Below are 17,352 nucleotides of genomic sequence, written 5' to 3' on the forward strand. Positions count from 1 at the left end.
AGTTTCTAATGTTTTACTTCGAATTTCATCTCATTTCAATAGGCAATGTCATTATTTTGTCATAAAACAATGCTAGTACATAAAACTATATGCTTATCTTATTCAAAATATGAATATGAGCTATTTTTTGATCAAATATTGTACTGTTCATACATATTATCAAAATAAAAAAAATTGAAGATATTCAACAATAGTCGATATAAAAACAGCAATATTGATGCCAAGCTTTAAGCAAAAAATCTGCTATAGCTCAGACGGAGAGAAATTAAAAAGGGAGTGATTGATTTTATTTAATTTTAAGTTGTTAGAAAACATATCAAGCCGATGTGAATGTAAACAATAAAATTCTGTTTGGGTAAAACATGACATTTTATTGATTACGCTTAAAATCAGGTTTGGGTAAAACGCAATTTTAATGACATCAACTTGAGGTTATTTTTTAACTTTGTCGATCAAAATAGCCATAATCAGCACAATAGTAGATGGAATAAGCCAGGCTAAATTTTGCGCATTTAAAGGTAAATGTTGAATGATTTCAGGTAAGTTGAAACCTGCTACCTTAAGTCCATCAAGCACGCCAAATAAAAATGCAATCGCGGTTACCGGGGCAACAACATAGGCAGGTTTATTGAAATACTTCCACAAGAAACTGAGCAGGATCACCACAATGGCTGGTGGGTAAATGGCACTCAACACAGGCACAGATACGGCAATCAGTTTGGTTAAACCCAGGTTTGAAATGATGAAAGAGAAGCCTACCAACACAAAAACGAAAATTTTATAAGGAATTTTAGTCAGTGCTGAGAAGTATTCTGCACATGCACAGGTTAAGCCAATCGCTGTCACCATACAGGCAAGGAAAATCATTCCAGTCAAGAACAGAGAGCCAATATCACCAAAAGCATGTTGTACATATGCATGCAGGATCACTGCACCATTGGCAGCATTTGGTGCAACTTCGTGGCTACCTAAACCAAGTTTGAACAGGCTTAAATAAACCAGGGTTAAACCGACACCCGAGATTAAACTCGCAATCACGGCGTATTTGGTGACCAGTTTTTTATCTATTACTCCACGTGAATGAATCGCGTTAATGATTACAATACCAAAAACCAAAGCACCTAAGGTGTCCATGGTTAAGTAACCATTGACAAAACCTTCGGAAACCGGGGCAGTTACATAGTTGTCAATTGCAGGCGGAATAAATCCGGCTGGAATCATAAATGCAGCAATACCCAATACAGCTAAAGAAACAATCTTTAACGGTGCAAGGAAATGACCAACAGTATCTAAGAGTTTATTTGGGTATAAAGAAATAGCCGTCACCAGCGCAAAATAAATCGCACTGTAAATGAGCAGGCTGCTACTTGATGTACCAAAATAAGAAGAAAAACCGATTTCATAAGAAACCGTTGCGGTACGTGGTGTTGCAAATAAAGGACCAACAGCTAAGTAACACACGATAGTTAAAATCAGACTTGCGATTTTACCTAAAGGGGAACTTAAATTTTGGATGGATCCTTCTACACGTGATAACGCCATAATGGTGATAACAGGCAGACCAACTGCGGTAATAAGAAAACCTAAAGCAGCTAGCCATACATGTTCACCGGCTTGTTGAGCCACAATAGGTGGAAAGATAATATTGCCCGCACCAATAAAAAGTGCAAAGGTCATAAAACCTAAGGCAACAATATCTCTTGTACGGAGACTTGTCATAGAGGGGAGATAGATTGATCAAAAGAGGCAATTTTAGAGGATATGAACGTTTTTTTGTAGATTATTTTATGAAGGTTATGAACTTTAGTGATTTAAAAACCTACCTAAATGAACAATTGGAAAAAATTAAGTTTAATTATATATATGATTAATTGGTAAAAAAATAAAAATATAAAATATTATTCTTTTTTAATTATTTAAGTAGATTTTAATTTTTTTATAATGATTGGTTAAATGTATGTAAAACAATCACCCAACTTGCAAAAATAGTCAAAACGCTCCTGTTTATCTGTTCTAATTAAACAAAATAAAAGTAAAAGGACTATAATCATAAGCCTTATTCTTGAGGATGATGCAATGAAAGCTTCCACTATTACCATCAAAACTGAGCAAGATTTAGAAAAACTCCGTATTTCCGGGCGTTTGGCTGCTCAGGTTTTAGAAATGATAGGGAAGTATATCAAGCCGGGAGTAAGCACAGAATATCTGGATGACATCTGTAACGACTTCATTGTGAACACTTTAAAAGTGATTCCGGCCAATGTGGGTTATTACGGCTATACCAAAACCACCTGTATTTCCCCAAATGAAGTAGTGTGCCATGGTATTCCATCTGCAAGTACCATTTTGCAAGATGGTGACATTGTCAATATTGATGTGGCGATCATTAAAGATGGTTATTTTGGTGATACCAGCCGCATGTATTATGTCGGTACGGTGAAGCCTGAAGCCAAAAAACTGGTTGAAACTACTTATGAAGCGATGGTTGCCGGTATTCATGCAGTGAAACCGGGCGCAACTTTGGGGGATGTCGGATTTGCCATCCAGTCGGTTGCGCACCGCGAAGGTTATAGCATCGTCCGTGAATACTGCGGTCACGGCATTGGCAAGGTCTATCACGAACAACCGAATGTTCTACATTATGGACAGTCAGGACAAGGTCTTATCCTTAAAAAAGGCATGGTTTTTACCATTGAACCGATGATCAATGCAGGCAAGGCACGTGTCAAAGAGCTTAAAGATGGCTGGACTGTAGTGACTGCTGACCGTTCATTGACAGCGCAATGGGAACACATGGTTGCAGTAACAGATACCGGCTTTGAACTTCTATCTCCTTGGCCAGAAGGTACAGGTACATATCCTGTAATTTAAGTGAGAAGAGTTAAATGAAATAGATAGTTTTATACTTTGGTATAGAATTGTTGATTTTATGTTCAAACAAAGTTTTAAAATCTATTACTTTAAAGACTAATTTTATGATTTTAAATGAAAACTTATTTTTATTATTTTTTCATAATATATTTTAGATATTAGATTTATATATTTTTTTTTTGTACTATACAACTATAGATTCTAGCTGTAGTTTCTTATTTAAAGTTTATAAGCTTATCCACCTCGGATAAGCTTTTTTTTGCCTAAAATTTTGTATTACTCAAGTGAATTTTATATTTTTGTGACAAGGTTGGTAGTTTTATGGTAAGGCAATCAAAAATTCAAAGGCATCTTCCAATTGTTTAAAGATAGCCTTATTGCTTTTCTAAGCAGAGGCATAAGTATTAATGCTTACTGAGCTGTTCCACCAAATAGTCGATAAAGACACGGACAGCGGGTAATAAGCCACGGCGTGAAGGATAAACTGCATGGAAAATACCGTGAGGTGCTTTCCAGTCCGGCAGTACACGCACCAATTCACCACTTTGAACATAATCTTGAACAATGGTGTCGGGCAACAAGACAATACCGCAATTTTGTCGTGCCAGTTGTGCCAGCATCATCAAGTCAGAACCCATTACCATAGGGTTGACCTTAATTTTTTTCTGCTGGTTTTTATCATCATGTACAACGATATACTGGTCTAAATGTTCATCCGACATGCTAAGAATATGATGCTGGCTTAAATCTTCCGGCTGTTTTAACTCCCCAAATTCATTCAGGTAGGCTTGACTGGCAAATAAATGCTGTTCGATATTTTCAAATTGGCGTAAAACCAGGTTCGGGTCATCATCCAAATTGGAACGTACCCGTAATGCCACATCTATCCCTTCATTGATAATGTCTACACGGCGATTGCTGACAATCAGCTGTACTTTAATTTCAGGATAGGTTTTCAGAAATTTTGGCAGAATCTTGGCGATTTCATTTTGCGCTATGGAAACCGGCAGACTGACTTTAATTACTCCACGCGGCTGAATACTTAAATGATCGACCAGATCATGTGCAGCTTGAGCAGCATTCATCATCACTTGCGCATGGCGATAAACATTCATTCCAATTTCAGTCACGGCAAAATGGCGGGAACTGCGCTGGATTAAGCGAACGCCTAAATGTTCTTCAAGATTGTAAACGCGACGGCTTAATTTTGATTTTGGAATATCCGTGGCACGTTCTGCTGCACTAAACCCGCCATGTTCAACCACCAATGCAAAGCAATAAAAATCATCAAGATCAGACAGCATTTAAGAATTCCATTTATGCAACAATATCTAAGATTAAAGAGGTATCGTTGCAATTTGTCAATTTCAAATTTGCTCAATCTTCATTGTTTATATTTTTATTCTGCGCCGTGATCAGCTGTTATCCGCTTTGCTTTATTGAAGATTTGAAAATCATAAATATCTGAAAAATAAAATCATCTTCTTCTATCTGACTATCAAAAGAGCAAGCGAAAGAGCAAGGCTAAAGTGGAATAGTCAGTAACAGCGCTTTTCTTTATGGTTCAATTTCAGTGCTTTGAATTGGCTACGGTGAATTGCCTTGCTGGTTTTGGGCTGGATGTATAGAGATCAATAAAGGAAAAATGTCATGGAATTAAGACATTTACGCTATTTTGTTGCGGTAGTAGAAGAACAGAGTTTTACCAAAGCGGCAGAAAAATTATTTATTGCTCAGCCTCCATTAAGCCGTCAAATTCAAAATCTTGAAACAGAACTCGGTGCTCAGCTGTTTGAACGAGGCAGCCGACCATTGCAACCGACTGTAATCGGGCGTTTTTTTTATCAGCAGGCGCTCAAGCTGTTAGCCAATGCTGAGCAGCTTAAATCCATGACCATGCGTGAAGGCATGATTGAAAGAACGCTGACCATTGCCTTTGGTGGTTCCTTATTGTTTGGACTGTTGCCTCGAGTGGTGTATTTATTTCGTCAGCAGCACCCACATTTGAAAATCAAAATGGTCAAGATGAATGCCATGCAGCAAATCGATGCGCTGAAAGAAGGGCGTATTGATGCTTGCTTTGGCCGGGTGCGTATATCAGACCCGGATATAAAACGGATTTTACTGCGTGAAGAACCTTTAATGGTTGCGGTGCATTCAAGTCATGCTATTGCACAGCATAAAGAAGGGCTGAGACTTGCAGATATTGTCGATGAAACTTTAATTCTATATCCCAATTTGCCCAAACCCAGTTTTTCGACCCAAATGAAAGGCCTGTTTTCTGAATATGGTCTTAATCCCCAAAATTTAACTGTGGTGGAAGATATCCAGTTGGCCTTGGGTATGGTGGCTGCTGGTGAAGGTCTCTGTATTGTCCCGGAGAGTGCTACAACCATGCAATTTAAACACTTAGATTATGTGCCGATCATTGATGATGCAGCTGTCAGTCCGGTATTTTTAATTCTGCGTAACAATGATGAAAGTGACTATATCCGTGCATTAATCGATAGTGTTTATCAGGTCTATGATCTGGAAGCCATTAAATATGACCGCATCATTTTTTAATGCTGCTACTTTTAGGATGCATCACGATTTACCTGGACTGTTTAAGAAACTGGGTAATTTCACGACCGAATTTAACCGGTTCACTCAGCAATGGCGTGTGCCCGGATTTTTCAAAATGAACCTGTTTGGCATGTGGAATACTTTGTGCAATCAAGGTTTGGCCTTCTACAGGATAAAGCTTGGATTGGAGTACCGCTGAGGAAAGTTACCGGGCATTGCAGTTTTTGAATCACCTCGCGGTAATCTTCCTGATGATACAGATAATTGTTGATATACCAGGCCGTATAGTCGAGCCGCTTAGAGGGTAGTAATAAACTTTGTAATCGCGGCTGATTTAACACCCATTCAAAGGCCTTTAAACTGTATTTATTGCTATTTTGCAGGCCCATAAACTGTAGCCAGAGTTTGGCAATTTGCCGGCGGGATTTACTATCCAGATTTTTTAAATATTTGATGTTTTGGTACTGAGATAGCAACTGCGATAGCTCAGTCAGAATAGAAATAAAGACCGGATGATGCTCGCCAAACAGTCCATAAGCCCAGCTGTCATCCACCGGAATTTTAGGGGTCTGGTCAATATGCAAATAGGCTGTGATATGTTCGGCAAAGTTGCCATATTGCATGCCATGCATCGCCGTGGTTGCTCCCATGGAATAGGCAATCACAATCACTTTGTCCAGTTGCAACTGGGCCATAACGGATTGTACATCTTGCCAGTGACTGGAAATGGCATCCATATCTGGAATACGGCAATTACTGGACGCGCCAAAACCACGCCATTCAGGGATAATAAATTTATGATTTTTGGCATGGGGATATAAAAAAGGTAGCCATTGCCAACTCTGCATGCCTAAACCTGACAGGACCAATACAGGCTGTCCTTGTCCAAATTCACGAACAAACAGTTGCTCATTATCAGGCATGCGGTAGTGTGGCATACGCTTATCCTTTATTTAGGTCTTATCTTCAAAGGCTTTTAATTGCGGAATAACAGTTTCGAGCCACTTGATCCAGCCTATTTCCAGATCAATGCCGAGTTGCAGAATCATTTTATGAATAAATTGGGTACGGTCTTGATCAGGCCCATCGGCAAAGTCTTTGGCAAAAATCGTTTGGTAAATTTTTAAATTTTCTTGGTGTAACAGCAAATGCCGTTCTAATTCAGGCAGTATGGTATTGCCACCCAATTGTGCTTCAGCACGCAGCCGCACCATTAAATCATCGCGTAATTGCGCCGGAGCGCTTTGTTTGAGCATCCAGTCTGCCAGTTCGGCACGTCCCAGCGCTTCAACCTGATAGGTTTTTTTACGGGTATTGGAACTGTGATCTTCAAGCGTGGATATCCAGTTCTTTTGCTGCATGGCGCTGAGTTCACGATAAATTTGCTGATGGGTCGCATTCCAGAAAAAGCCCATAGAACGGTCAAAGCGACGAGCCAAATCAATCCCGGTACTGGGTTTTTCAATCAGGCTGGTCAATAAAACATGGGCTAAGGACATAAACGGCTCAGTCAGTAAAAATTTACCAGAACATTATGCAACATGTTGCATAAAAATCAAATCTGGAATATAAATTATGCAACAAGTTGCATTAAGCACCCCGAATAGCTAGCTGAGAAAGCACGCCAAGGAGATCATATGTCGAATTACCCTCATTTGTTGGCCCCTTTAGATTTAGGCTTTACCACACTCAAAAACCGTGTCTTGATGGGATCTATGCACGTAGGTCTGGAAGAAGCGCCACGTGGCTATGAACGCATGGCTGCATTTTATGCAGAACGGGCACAAGGCGGCGTAGGGCTAATTGTTACAGGTGGGATTGCACCGAATGATGCAGGTTTGACCTTTGCGGGCGGGGCGAAATTAGACTCTGTAGAAGAAGCTGAAAAACATAAAGTTATTACTCAGGCGGTGCATGACGCGGGTGGCAAAATTGCCATGCAGATTTTACATACCGGACGTTATTCCTATCAGGCTGAGCTGGTTGCGCCGTCTGCCATTCAGGCACCGATCAATCCAAGCAAGCCCCATGCCTTAAGCGCTGCTGAGGTACAACAGACCATTGATGACTTTGCCCATTGTGCAAAGATGGCACAATACGCCGGTTATGACGGTGTAGAAATCATGGGTTCGGAAGGCTATCTGATTAACGAGTTTATTGCTACACGCACCAACCACCGTGATGATGAGTGGGGCGGCAGTTATGAAAACCGTATCCGTTTCCCGATTGAAATCGTCAAGCGTACCCGTGAAACCGTGGGTGAAAACTTTATCATCATTTATCGTTTATCCATGCTGGATCTGGTCGATGGCGGTTCAACTTTTGAAGAAGTAGTGCAACTGGCCAAAGAAATTGAAAAAGCCGGTGCAACTATTATCAATACCGGGATTGGCTGGCATGAAGCGCGTATTCCGACTATTGCAACCAAAGTGCCACGCGCTGCATTTACCTGGGTGACTGAAAAATTAAAAGGTTTGGTCAAAATTCCATTGATTACCTCAAACCGTATCAATACCCCGGAAATGGCGGAACATGTGTTGGCTTCGGGTCATGCAGACATGATTTCCATGGCACGTCCAATGCTTGCCGATGCATTCTTCGTGCAAAAAGCAGAACAGGGCCGCAGTGATGAAATCAATACCTGTATCGGTTGTAATCAGGCATGTCTGGATCATATTTTCTCGATGAAAATTGCTTCTTGTCTGGTGAATCCACGTGCATGTTATGAAACCGAACTGATATTCAAGGAAACGACACAGGCTAAAAAGATTGCGGTGATTGGTGCGGGTCCGGCAGGTTTAAGTTTTGCCACTTATGCCGCCGAGCGTGGACATCAAATTACTGTTTTCGAAGCATCTAACCAGATTGGCGGGCAGTTTAATATTGCCAAAACCATTCCGGGCAAAGAAGAGTTTTATGAGACCTTGCGTTACTTCAAACGTAAAATTGAATTACAACCCAATATTAAATTGCTCTTAAATCATTCAGCGACCTATGAAGCATTAAGCCAGTCTGACTTTGACGAGATTGTGGTGGCAACCGGGGTAAGCCCGCGTCATTTAGAAATTGACGGCATTGATCATCCAAAAGTACTGACTTATCTGGAAGTATTAAAAGAACGTAAGCCGGTGGGGCAACGTGTTGCCATTATTGGCGCAGGTGGTATTGGCTTTGATACAGCAGAGTATTTAAGCCATGAAGGTGAGAGCGCCACGCTGAATCCGCAAAAATTCTATAATGAATGGGGCATTGACACCGGTTATGAAAATGTCGGTGGTTTAAAAGCAGCTCAAGTAGAACCATCGCAGCGTGAAATCTATCTCTTGCAACGCAAGGCTAGCTCAGTCGGTGCAGGCTTGGGTAAAACTACAGGCTGGATTCACCGTACCGGATTAAAACACCGCAATGTAAAAATGGTGGCGGGTGCGAGTTATGAAAAGATTGATGATCAAGGTTTACATATTGTGGTGAATGGTCAACCGAGCGTGTTGGAAGTGGATCATGTGGTGATTTGTGCCGGTCAGGAACCTTTTACCGCAATGTTTGACCAGCTGCAAGCCGATGGCAAAAATGTATATTTGATTGGTGGTGCCAAAGAAGCTGGTGAACTGGATGCCAAACGTGCCATTCGTCAAGGTGCAGATTTGGCAGCCGTGATTTAATCCCTCTAAATCCCCCTTTGATAAAGGGGGACTTTATTCCTCCCTTTTTAAAGGGTGAGAAACATTGTTTCGCAAGGGAGGGATTGTATAAATAAAAGCATAAGGAAAATAAAAATGGCTTTAATAATGACTCAAGCAGCGGTACAACGTTGGCATGCCATGCTGGAAACACGTGATATGTCTATTCTGAATGAGCTGCTGGCTGAAGATGTGGTGTTTCGTTCACCTGTGGCGTATCAGCCTTATCCAGGTAAGCAGGTGGTATTTTTTATTCTGAGCAACGTGATTCAGATCTTTGAAAATTTTACTTATCACCGTGAATTCTATACAGAAGATGGATTAAATGTAGTGCTGGAGTTTTCCGCCAATGTTGGTGAAAAAAAACTCAAAGGCATAGACATGATTCGTTTTAATGAACAAGGTCAAATTATTGATTTTGAAGTGATGTTACGTCCCAAGAGCGGCTTGGAAGCATTGGCAGCACAGATGGGGCAACGTATGGCTGCTTTTATGCCCAAAACATAAGGAGTATAGTAAAAATATAAACGGTTGAGTGGAGCGACACGTACTAAGTATTTTGAGTTACATCATTTTATGAGGTAAAACGAATATGAAGTTTATGCCCAATAAAATTAGCCAATTTGTGCAGGATATTGTCGATCAGGTTACCGGTGCGGAATTACCCATACTGTATGGTGATCCGCAAGGTGAAGTCCGGCAAAAGCTTGATGCCTTACCGCAATTACAACAGAAATATCGTCCTACGCCATGGTTAGCAAATACGCATGTACATTTGCTGTATTTCGATTTAATCAAAAAGAAAAACATTCAGCTTCACTATGATGCCATCGAACAGTTACAGATGCTGGATGGCGGAGTGACTGCCATTGCTTGGTACGGCCTTCATCTGCCAGCAGATACCCCGACCATTGTGTTAATGCATACGCTCACCGGTACACCGGAAAGCATGGCAGAACTGGTGGGTGACTTACACCGTCATACCGGATGGCGTATCGCCCTCTGTTTGCGCCGTGGTCATGCCAATTTACCCATGCCTGTACCCAAAATTTCCATGTTTGGGTCTACCGATGATTTGCGTGAACAGATTCAATATATTCAGACCAAGTTTTCACAATCTGCTTTATATGCGGTCGGCTCATCTGCCGGAACTGGGTTATTAGTGCGCTATTTAGGGGAGGAAGGTGAAAACACCCCATTTAAAGCGGCATTTGCATTATGTCCCGGCTATGATACTGAACTTGGCTTTAAAAATGTACATTCTTTTTATAGTAGGTTGATGACGAAAAAGCTGTTGGAGGCATTTATTCATCCTTATAGTGAAGCTTGGCAACAAATTCCTTCCTTGCCCAAAGTGCTTGCTGCCAAGGATTTATTAGAGTTTCAGTATCATTATTTTGAACTGGCGGGCTATAGCAGCTTTGAAGACTATAATCAGGCTACAAATCCGATCCATGTGTTTGAAAATGTCAAAATTCCCTTGATGATTTTAAATGCGGAAGATGATCCTGTCTGTCATATTCGAAATCTGGAACCTTATAAAGACGCCATTCAAAAGATGCCCAATATTGTAGTGGTGACCACTAAAAAGGGCAGTCACTGTATTTTTTATGAAGGTGTAAAACAGCCAGAGTCTTGGGCGACACGCCTGATTGCCGATTATTTGCGGGTTTATCAGTAAATTACATGCATGTTGATAGGTGAAGATAGAACAAGGAAACTTGAAATATTTAAATACAATTATAATTAATATAGTTGATATGTATTTGAGAATTAAATCAGTATTTCTGTTATAATAAATTCCACAATAAGACTTACATGAAAATGTTCTCTTTTAATAATTGCTAGAGACGCTTCTACTCATTTGAGTGATCCCAAGTTAAGGTTGTTGTTTTGAAATGCCAATGGTGGCGTTTCTGTATGTATTAAAAAATTGGTGTAAATGTTGAATAAAACTGAAAATTTAGTCGCAAAATCTGTAAATGGTCGTGAAATTGTAGTATCGCTGGTTCCTGTTAAAAAAATGCAAAATACCCGTGACGGGTTTAAATGGGTTGAAGTAGGCAAGAAAGTCTTGCTTGAATCTGGTATTGAAATTAATTTGAACCTTGATGGCCGCAGTTTCTATACGGGTATTAATGAGATGTTCCGCTTTAATACTCCCGTAAATAAGATATAACTATTTGGAAAAGGAAAACCGTCTTTAAGGCGGTTTTTTAATGCCTAAAATTCCATTTTTCAGTTCATATAGAGTAAGTCATGAAATATCTAACCGATGATCTGTAGGCGGCAGTGAGTTTAGAGGGAAGGAAGCGGACAAGTGTTGCAAAGTTTTAAATCCGACTCGAACACACCCAAAAATGAGTATCAAAAAATAACAGGAAAGTTAATTTCCCTATCCACTATCTGCATAGTTGAACAAAGATAAAGAAGTTAAAATAGTTAAAGAATTATTTTTTAAAATATTGAAAAATATATAAATATTAAAATCAAATGCTACTAAAAAATGAAACGACATATTTTGCAATAAAATTTTGTATTTGTGATAAGAGAAAATGTTGATTTTAAAATGTGATATTTATATTTTTGGTATTTTTTGATACATTATTGTCAATAATTGTTATTGTCTGACAAAATTTATCAGTGTATAAAGAGTGTTCCACTATAAGGAAGTGAGAGTGGGTTATGAAAGCGATAGAACTCCTTGTAACTTCGTCATCTGCGCTTATGCTGATGTATGTTATCTATGCATTTGGGCAAATGTTCAATTAGTCAGAAAAATATTCTATAAAAAAGCAGTATAAAAAAGCACCCTCGGGTGCTTTTTTAATGAATGGAAATTGAAGTGAAATTTTTTATTCCGCTACATTCTGTCCCATGCATCTTTTACAGCATGTTTTGCATGTTCCCATTTTAAGCGTGAGGTAGTTTTAAACTGTTCCCATTTGCTTTGAAGATCATTTTCCGAATCTTCAAAACGGGCATTCTCGCCGTACTGAGAACGTGAATTTCTTCCAAATTCATAAGCAGAGGATAGATCCTTGTCATAATCAATATCTGGAATATCACGGTGTAAATCTTGATAATAAGGCCGACTGGTATAATTTTCACGCCAATACCGATCAGATTCACTATTTGAGATACGGTTTTGATTTTCTAAAGTGGGATCAGTCATTCTGTAGAGCTCCTAATTTTTTTGAATTAATCGCTAAGCAATTAAATACCATTCCACAGTCTAGAGTGCGAAATTGAATTCTTAATCAACTCATTATTTCTGTTGATTATTTTGGTCATTCTGATTTTGTCTAAAATCTTGCTGCTGACCGGATTGCTGACGTTGATTCTCATTTTGCTGCTGTTGTTGCAGGTTGCTTTGCTGCTGACCAGTTTGCTGGCGTTGCTGATCTTGTTGCTGCTGTTGGGGCATGTTGCCTTGCTGCTGACCAGGTTGTTGGCGTTGCTGATCTTGGGGCATGTTGCCTTGCTGCTGACCCGGTTGTTGGTGTTGCTGATCTTGTTGCTGTTGCTGACCAGGCTGCTGTTGTTGACCCGGTTGTTGACGTTGTTGGTCGTTCTGTTGCTGCTGTTGGCGTTGTTGATCATTTTGTTGTTGGGTTTGATTTGGATTAGTCATCTCTACACCTCATATATGCTTTTAATAAAATCTGTATAACCAGATATAATTATTATTAGCATGAATATTTTATTAAAAAATAGAATGGATGTTACATAATGTTTGGAATGTAATTATAATGATCTGTTGTTAAATTATACTAATGAAATATATCGAAAATTAGGATAAACGCTATTAACAAATTTAAATTTAAATTATTTAGATTTAACAATTTTAATTAGACTTTTACATATGTATTGAATAAGTATATTGAGCTTGTCTTTCTTTTTACCTTTACATAAGCATCGATAACTATATATTTTGTTTTTATATAAAATTGAATAAAAGAAAGTTCCTACAGGTTTTTCTGGAGTTTCAGAACCGCCACGTTTGAGTAGTCCTGTGCATCCTACATATATATCCGATTTGAATATGTTCTTTGATTTTTTTACTAGTTCTTCAGTAATTTCAATAGATTCTGCGGTGTGTATTTTTATAAGTTTGGGCGATATTTTAAGTATTTTTTCTTTGATCTTTAAATCGTAACACACTAGTCCTCCATTTAAGATATCACCTGAAAATGGTGACAGTGAAAAACGGTAAGCCAAATAACCCGCCGATGCACTTTCAATAAAAGTGATATTGAGTTTATTTTTCGCTAGAAGTTCACAACATTTAGTAGTCATATTTATTCCTTTGTTAAAATTGCTGGATATTATCTTAAATTTTATATTAACAATATAAAATAAGTTAATGCGATTTGTGTCGCACTTTTTTAAAGTAATTTTATTTTAACTGTTTGAATTTTATAAATAGATAATAATGAATTAAACATAATATAAACGAATCATAACAATTATAGGGTTTTGTCATGCATTATAAGTGAATTAAGGTCATATGCTAATTACCGCTTGGAGAATAAAAAATGCCAGTAGCAGTAAAAAAGCAATTGCTAGAATTACTTGATAAAAATCATCAAAATTATTGCGATTTAGTCACTTTTTTTCTCAATGCAGATGTTTCTATTGGTGCTAAGGAAAGAAAAGCATCACATTTTTTAAAAAAAGAAATTCAAATCTTAAATTATAGCACTGTCGACTTTCCGGCTGATATTGGCAAAATCAAGGACTGGATGCTAAGCAACAATAAGGCTCAATGTACTGAATATCAGGCCTATTTAGAAAGAAGGAAGAACGGGGAAAAACGCGAATATTTTAAAAATGTCGGTCAGGCCTTTGAATTTTTAATTAAAGTTGCCCCGGTAAAGCGGGTAGATGGTTCCTGGTTATATAGCATGACCCATTATTGGAATGATCCAGTTTTCAGAGACTTAATTCAAATATATTTAGAAGAACTCGGCTTGGGAATGGCCAAATCCAATCATGTTTGCCTATACGATGATCTTATTCTGAATTTAGGATTGGAGCATTTTGTATTGGATCTGGAGGATGAATATTATCATCAACCTGCAATTCAGCTGGCACTGGCTTATGCACCACCCGAGTATATTCCTGAAATTATTGGTTTTAATCTGGCATATGAACAGCTTCCATTACATCTGCTGATCACCAACTATGAGCTACAAGAATTAGGTATAGATTCGAAATATTTTAATGTGCATATCACCATCGACAATATTGATAATGGCCATGCCAATTTATCACTCAAGGCCTTCGAGAAAATTTACAGTAAATATAATGATAAAGAATCTTTTATAGAAAAAGTAAAGATCGGCTTTGCTTTAAACAATAAGGGATTGTCTTCTAAGCAAATTATTAAAAACCTTAATTTAGATACTTTGGTCGTTAAAATTTTGAAGCGTAAAGCCCTGGTCGGTAATGTCATTCATAATGAAAAATGCCAGTTTAATAGCAAAACCATTAATTCATGGCTTGCAACACCTGAATCAGTAGAAGCCTTTTTGGATATATTAATTGATAAAAAATGGATCAAACTGGGTAAAGACCCCGAAGAAAGTCATTTCTGGAAATTAATTAGTCATGAAGATGGAAAAATGTACGGGGTATTTAATTCTACTGAAAAGCAGATTATTTATGACTGGATCGCTGGTGAATCTGCTCAAAATACCGATTTAAGCACACGAAAAATCAATCTTGGCCATAAAAATCAACATGATTTCTGGTTCAGTTTTTTATCGGATGGAGAGCTGGAAGATATTCAGCACCAGATTTATGAAACCGGCAACCTTGCCATGAAAATCAATAAGCTAGTGCCTTACTTGGCACCCCATGCTCATCATCGTGAAATAGGACTTTGGTGTACGCAACGTTTTGTCGACTTTTTATTTCCCTTCTTAAGTACCCAGAAAGTCACATCATCATTTCCCCCATAAAGATTAATGTCTATTGGTCATCGCATCCATTTTATCCAACATTTTTAACTCAATAGAAAAGAGGTGCAATCATGAATCAGCAAGATAAGAAAAGTGAAGTCGCAGGCACTGACACTTTAGACAAGAACAATGAAAGTGCAAAAACTCAACAGTTGGATGCTTCACGCAGTGATGCTACTGATCAGGCGCTGACCACCAATCAAGGCGTTAAAATTTCAGATAATCAGAACAGTTTAAGGGCAGGTGTAAGGGGTTCTACCTTACTGGAAGATTTTATCTTAAGAGAAAAAATCACGCATTTTGATCATGAACGTATACCAGAGCGAATTGTGCATGCACGAGGTGTAGGGGCACATGGTTATTTTCAGGCTTATCCGGGTAATGAACAATATACCAAAGCCGGCTTTTTGACCGATTCCAATACACAGACGCCAATTTTTGTACGTTTTTCCACTGTACAAGGCCCACGCGGTTCTGCGGATACCGTGCGGGATATCCGTGGTTTTGCCATTAAATTTTATACTCAGGAAGGTAATTACGATTTGGTGGGTAATAATGTTCCGGTTTTCTTTGTGCAAGATGGCATTAAGTTTCCAGACTTTGTGCATGCTGTTAAACCTGAACCGCATACTGAAGTGCCAACCGGAGGTTCAGCCCATGATACTTTCTGGGATTTTGTCTCCTTGGTACCGGAGTCTGCCCATACGGTGATGTGGGCGATGTCGGATCGTGCCATTCCACGTAATTTACGCTCAATTCAAGGCTTTGGGGTACATACCTTCCGTTTGATTAATGCTCAAGGCAAAGCCATATTTGTCAAATTTCACTGGACACCGAAACAAGGTTTAAGCCAACTGGTTTGGGATGAAGCTCAAAAGCTATCAGGTAAAGACCCTGATTTTCATCGCCGAGATTTATATGAAGCGATTGAGGCGGGGAATTATCCGGAATGGGAGTTCGGCATTCAAATTGTCGCTGAAGAAGATGAAATGAAGTTCGAGTTCGATTTACTTGATCCTACAAAAATCATTCCGGAAGAACTGGTTCCGGTCACGCCTATTGGCAAGTTTGTTCTGAATCGGAATGTCGATAATTTCTTTGCAGAAATTGAACAGGTGGCATTTTGCCCGGCCCATATTGTACCGGGTATAGATTTCACCAATGACCCTTTATTGCAGGCACGTTTATTTTCTTATACCGACACCCAGTTGAGCCGCTTGGGTGGCCCAAACTTTCATCAGTTGCCCATTAATAAACCGGTTTGTCCTTTTCATAACAATCAGCGTGATGCCATGCACCAAACTTATATCTATCGCGGTCAGGCATCTTACCAACCGAATTCGATTGATAATAACTGGCCAGTTGAAACGCCACCCGCTGCACAGGATGGCGGTTTTGAGAGCTATCAGGAAAGAATCGATGGTAAAAAAATCCGCCAGCGCAGTGAGTCTTTTTCAGATCATTTCTCGCAAGCTCGCCTGTATTACCAGAGCTTGGCAGCGCATGAACAAAAGCACGTAGTAGATGCCTATACTTTCGAATTGAGTAAAGTGCAACGTCCACATATCCGCCAACGTGAAGTGCAAGAAGTATTGGCCAATATTGATCTGGATCTGGCTCAACAGGTCGGTAAAAACTTGGGTATAGAAGTCACTGCACCACAAAATCCGGCCAAATCTTCCTCGGTAGAAAAATCGGCACGTCTTTCTATGACGGCGTTTATTCCTGAGGATATTAAAGCTAAAAAAATTGCCGTACTGGTGCATGATCAGGTTAATCAAGCCAGTATCGATGCGATTCAACAATGGGCTACAGCTGAAAAAGCCATGGCTCACATATTAACTCCAACGCCAGGTCCTGTGATGAATCAACAACAGGCTCAAGTTGCCTCGAATGGTATGCAAAAAGCAGAACCTTCCATTGCTTATGATGCAGTCGTGATTGTCGATGGTGATAATTACCCGCAAGCGCTAAAAGATGGGGTGACAAAACACTATCTTCTGGAGGCCTATAAGCACCTGAAGCCAATTGTATTGTTAGGAGATAAGCAAAAACTTTTACATGAGCTTAAATTGCCGCATGATGAAGGGACTTTAAATGCAGAGGATTTTGCATCTGTGCAAGAACAGTTTAAAACCCTGATCCGCCATCATCGGGTCTGGTCACGCGAAGCCATTGCCGACACAGTTCCTGCTTAAGCAACGCCATTTTCAGTACACTATTGCTCGTAAAAAGCCCTATCTTGAAGATAGGGCTTTTTACAATTGAAC

Annotated in this window: 14 protein-coding genes and 1 pseudogene; 8 read left to right on the forward strand and 7 right to left on the reverse strand. The window is 39.2% G+C overall.

The annotated features are described in order from the left end of the window. Positions 1–432: 432 nt before the first annotated feature. Complete coding sequence (gene brnQ, locus LZZ98_RS07365) at positions 433–1,719, reverse strand: branched-chain amino acid transport system II carrier protein (protein ID WP_237787276.1); 1,287 nt, start codon at positions 1,717–1,719, stop codon at positions 433–435. Positions 1,720–2,076: 357 nt separating this feature from the next. Here brnQ and map point away from each other — a divergent pair, with 357 nt between their 5' ends. Beyond that, positions 2,077–2,871, forward strand: coding sequence for a type I methionyl aminopeptidase (map, locus tag LZZ98_RS07370; protein WP_237787277.1), 795 nt, complete (start codon positions 2,077–2,079; stop codon positions 2,869–2,871). A gap of 404 nt (positions 2,872–3,275) precedes the next feature. Here the strand turns inward: map and LZZ98_RS07375 are convergent, their stop codons facing one another. Further along, positions 3,276–4,175, reverse strand: coding sequence for a LysR substrate-binding domain-containing protein (locus LZZ98_RS07375; protein ID WP_237787278.1), 900 nt, complete (start codon positions 4,173–4,175; stop codon positions 3,276–3,278). A gap of 346 nt (positions 4,176–4,521) precedes the next feature. On the opposite strand from LZZ98_RS07375, the gene LZZ98_RS07380 reads away from it, so the two are divergent. After that, positions 4,522–5,436 carry a LysR family transcriptional regulator gene (locus tag LZZ98_RS07380; RefSeq protein ID WP_086175149.1) on the forward strand — a complete coding sequence of 305 codons (915 nt, stop codon included), beginning with the start codon at positions 4,522–4,524 and terminating at the stop codon, positions 5,434–5,436. A 28-nt stretch (positions 5,437–5,464) separates the two neighbouring features. On the opposite strand, the pseudogene LZZ98_RS07385 reads toward LZZ98_RS07380, so the two are convergent. Further along, positions 5,465–6,374, reverse strand: a pseudogene (locus LZZ98_RS07385) (alpha/beta fold hydrolase). A 15-nt stretch (positions 6,375–6,389) separates the two neighbouring features. Further along, positions 6,390–6,935: a PadR family transcriptional regulator gene (locus LZZ98_RS07390; RefSeq protein ID WP_237787279.1), complete on the reverse strand. Its 546-nt coding sequence runs from the start codon at positions 6,933–6,935 to the stop codon at positions 6,390–6,392. 138 nt (positions 6,936–7,073) lie between these two features. Between LZZ98_RS07390 and LZZ98_RS07395 the strand changes: the two genes are divergently transcribed. From LZZ98_RS07395 to LZZ98_RS07410, 4 genes are all read left to right on the forward strand, one after another. Next, positions 7,074–9,098, forward strand: coding sequence for an NADPH-dependent 2,4-dienoyl-CoA reductase (locus LZZ98_RS07395; protein ID WP_237787280.1), 2,025 nt, complete (start codon positions 7,074–7,076; stop codon positions 9,096–9,098). A 126-nt stretch (positions 9,099–9,224) separates the two neighbouring features. Continuing rightward, complete coding sequence (locus tag LZZ98_RS07400; protein WP_442862694.1) at positions 9,225–9,623, forward strand: nuclear transport factor 2 family protein; 399 nt, start codon at positions 9,225–9,227, stop codon at positions 9,621–9,623. Positions 9,624–9,708: 85 nt separating this feature from the next. Beyond that, positions 9,709–10,797, forward strand: a complete 1,089-nt coding sequence (locus LZZ98_RS07405) for a YheT family hydrolase (protein WP_237787282.1) — start codon at positions 9,709–9,711, stop codon at positions 10,795–10,797. Positions 10,798–11,061: 264 nt separating this feature from the next. After that, positions 11,062–11,295, forward strand: a complete 234-nt coding sequence (locus tag LZZ98_RS07410; protein ID WP_086175168.1) for a hypothetical protein — start codon at positions 11,062–11,064, stop codon at positions 11,293–11,295. 684 nt (positions 11,296–11,979) lie between these two features. Here LZZ98_RS07410 and LZZ98_RS07415 read toward each other — a convergent pair. The 3 genes from LZZ98_RS07415 to LZZ98_RS07425 form a co-directional block, all read right to left on the reverse strand. Continuing rightward, positions 11,980–12,291 (reverse strand): hypothetical protein, encoded by a 312-nt coding sequence (locus LZZ98_RS07415; RefSeq protein ID WP_237787283.1) that lies wholly within the window; start codon positions 12,289–12,291, stop codon positions 11,980–11,982. 93 nt (positions 12,292–12,384) lie between these two features. Continuing rightward, entirely contained in the window at positions 12,385–12,750 is a 366-nt protein-coding gene (locus LZZ98_RS07420) for a hypothetical protein (protein ID WP_237787284.1), read from the reverse strand. A 194-nt stretch (positions 12,751–12,944) separates the two neighbouring features. Further along, positions 12,945–13,415, reverse strand: a complete 471-nt coding sequence (locus LZZ98_RS07425) for a CinA family protein (protein WP_237787285.1) — start codon at positions 13,413–13,415, stop codon at positions 12,945–12,947. A 239-nt stretch (positions 13,416–13,654) separates the two neighbouring features. Here LZZ98_RS07425 and LZZ98_RS07430 point away from each other — a divergent pair, with 239 nt between their 5' ends. Continuing rightward, positions 13,655–15,082, forward strand: coding sequence for an iron-containing redox enzyme family protein (locus LZZ98_RS07430; RefSeq protein ID WP_237787286.1), 1,428 nt, complete (start codon positions 13,655–13,657; stop codon positions 15,080–15,082). 71 nt (positions 15,083–15,153) lie between these two features. After that, positions 15,154–17,280 (forward strand): catalase HPII, encoded by a 2,127-nt coding sequence (gene katE, locus LZZ98_RS07435; RefSeq protein WP_237787287.1) that lies wholly within the window; start codon positions 15,154–15,156, stop codon positions 17,278–17,280. The last annotated feature ends 72 nt before the right edge of the window (positions 17,281–17,352 follow it).

It is taken from the genome of Acinetobacter sp. SM34, assembly GCF_022012365.1.
Taxonomy (GTDB): Bacteria; Pseudomonadota; Gammaproteobacteria; order Pseudomonadales; family Moraxellaceae; genus Acinetobacter.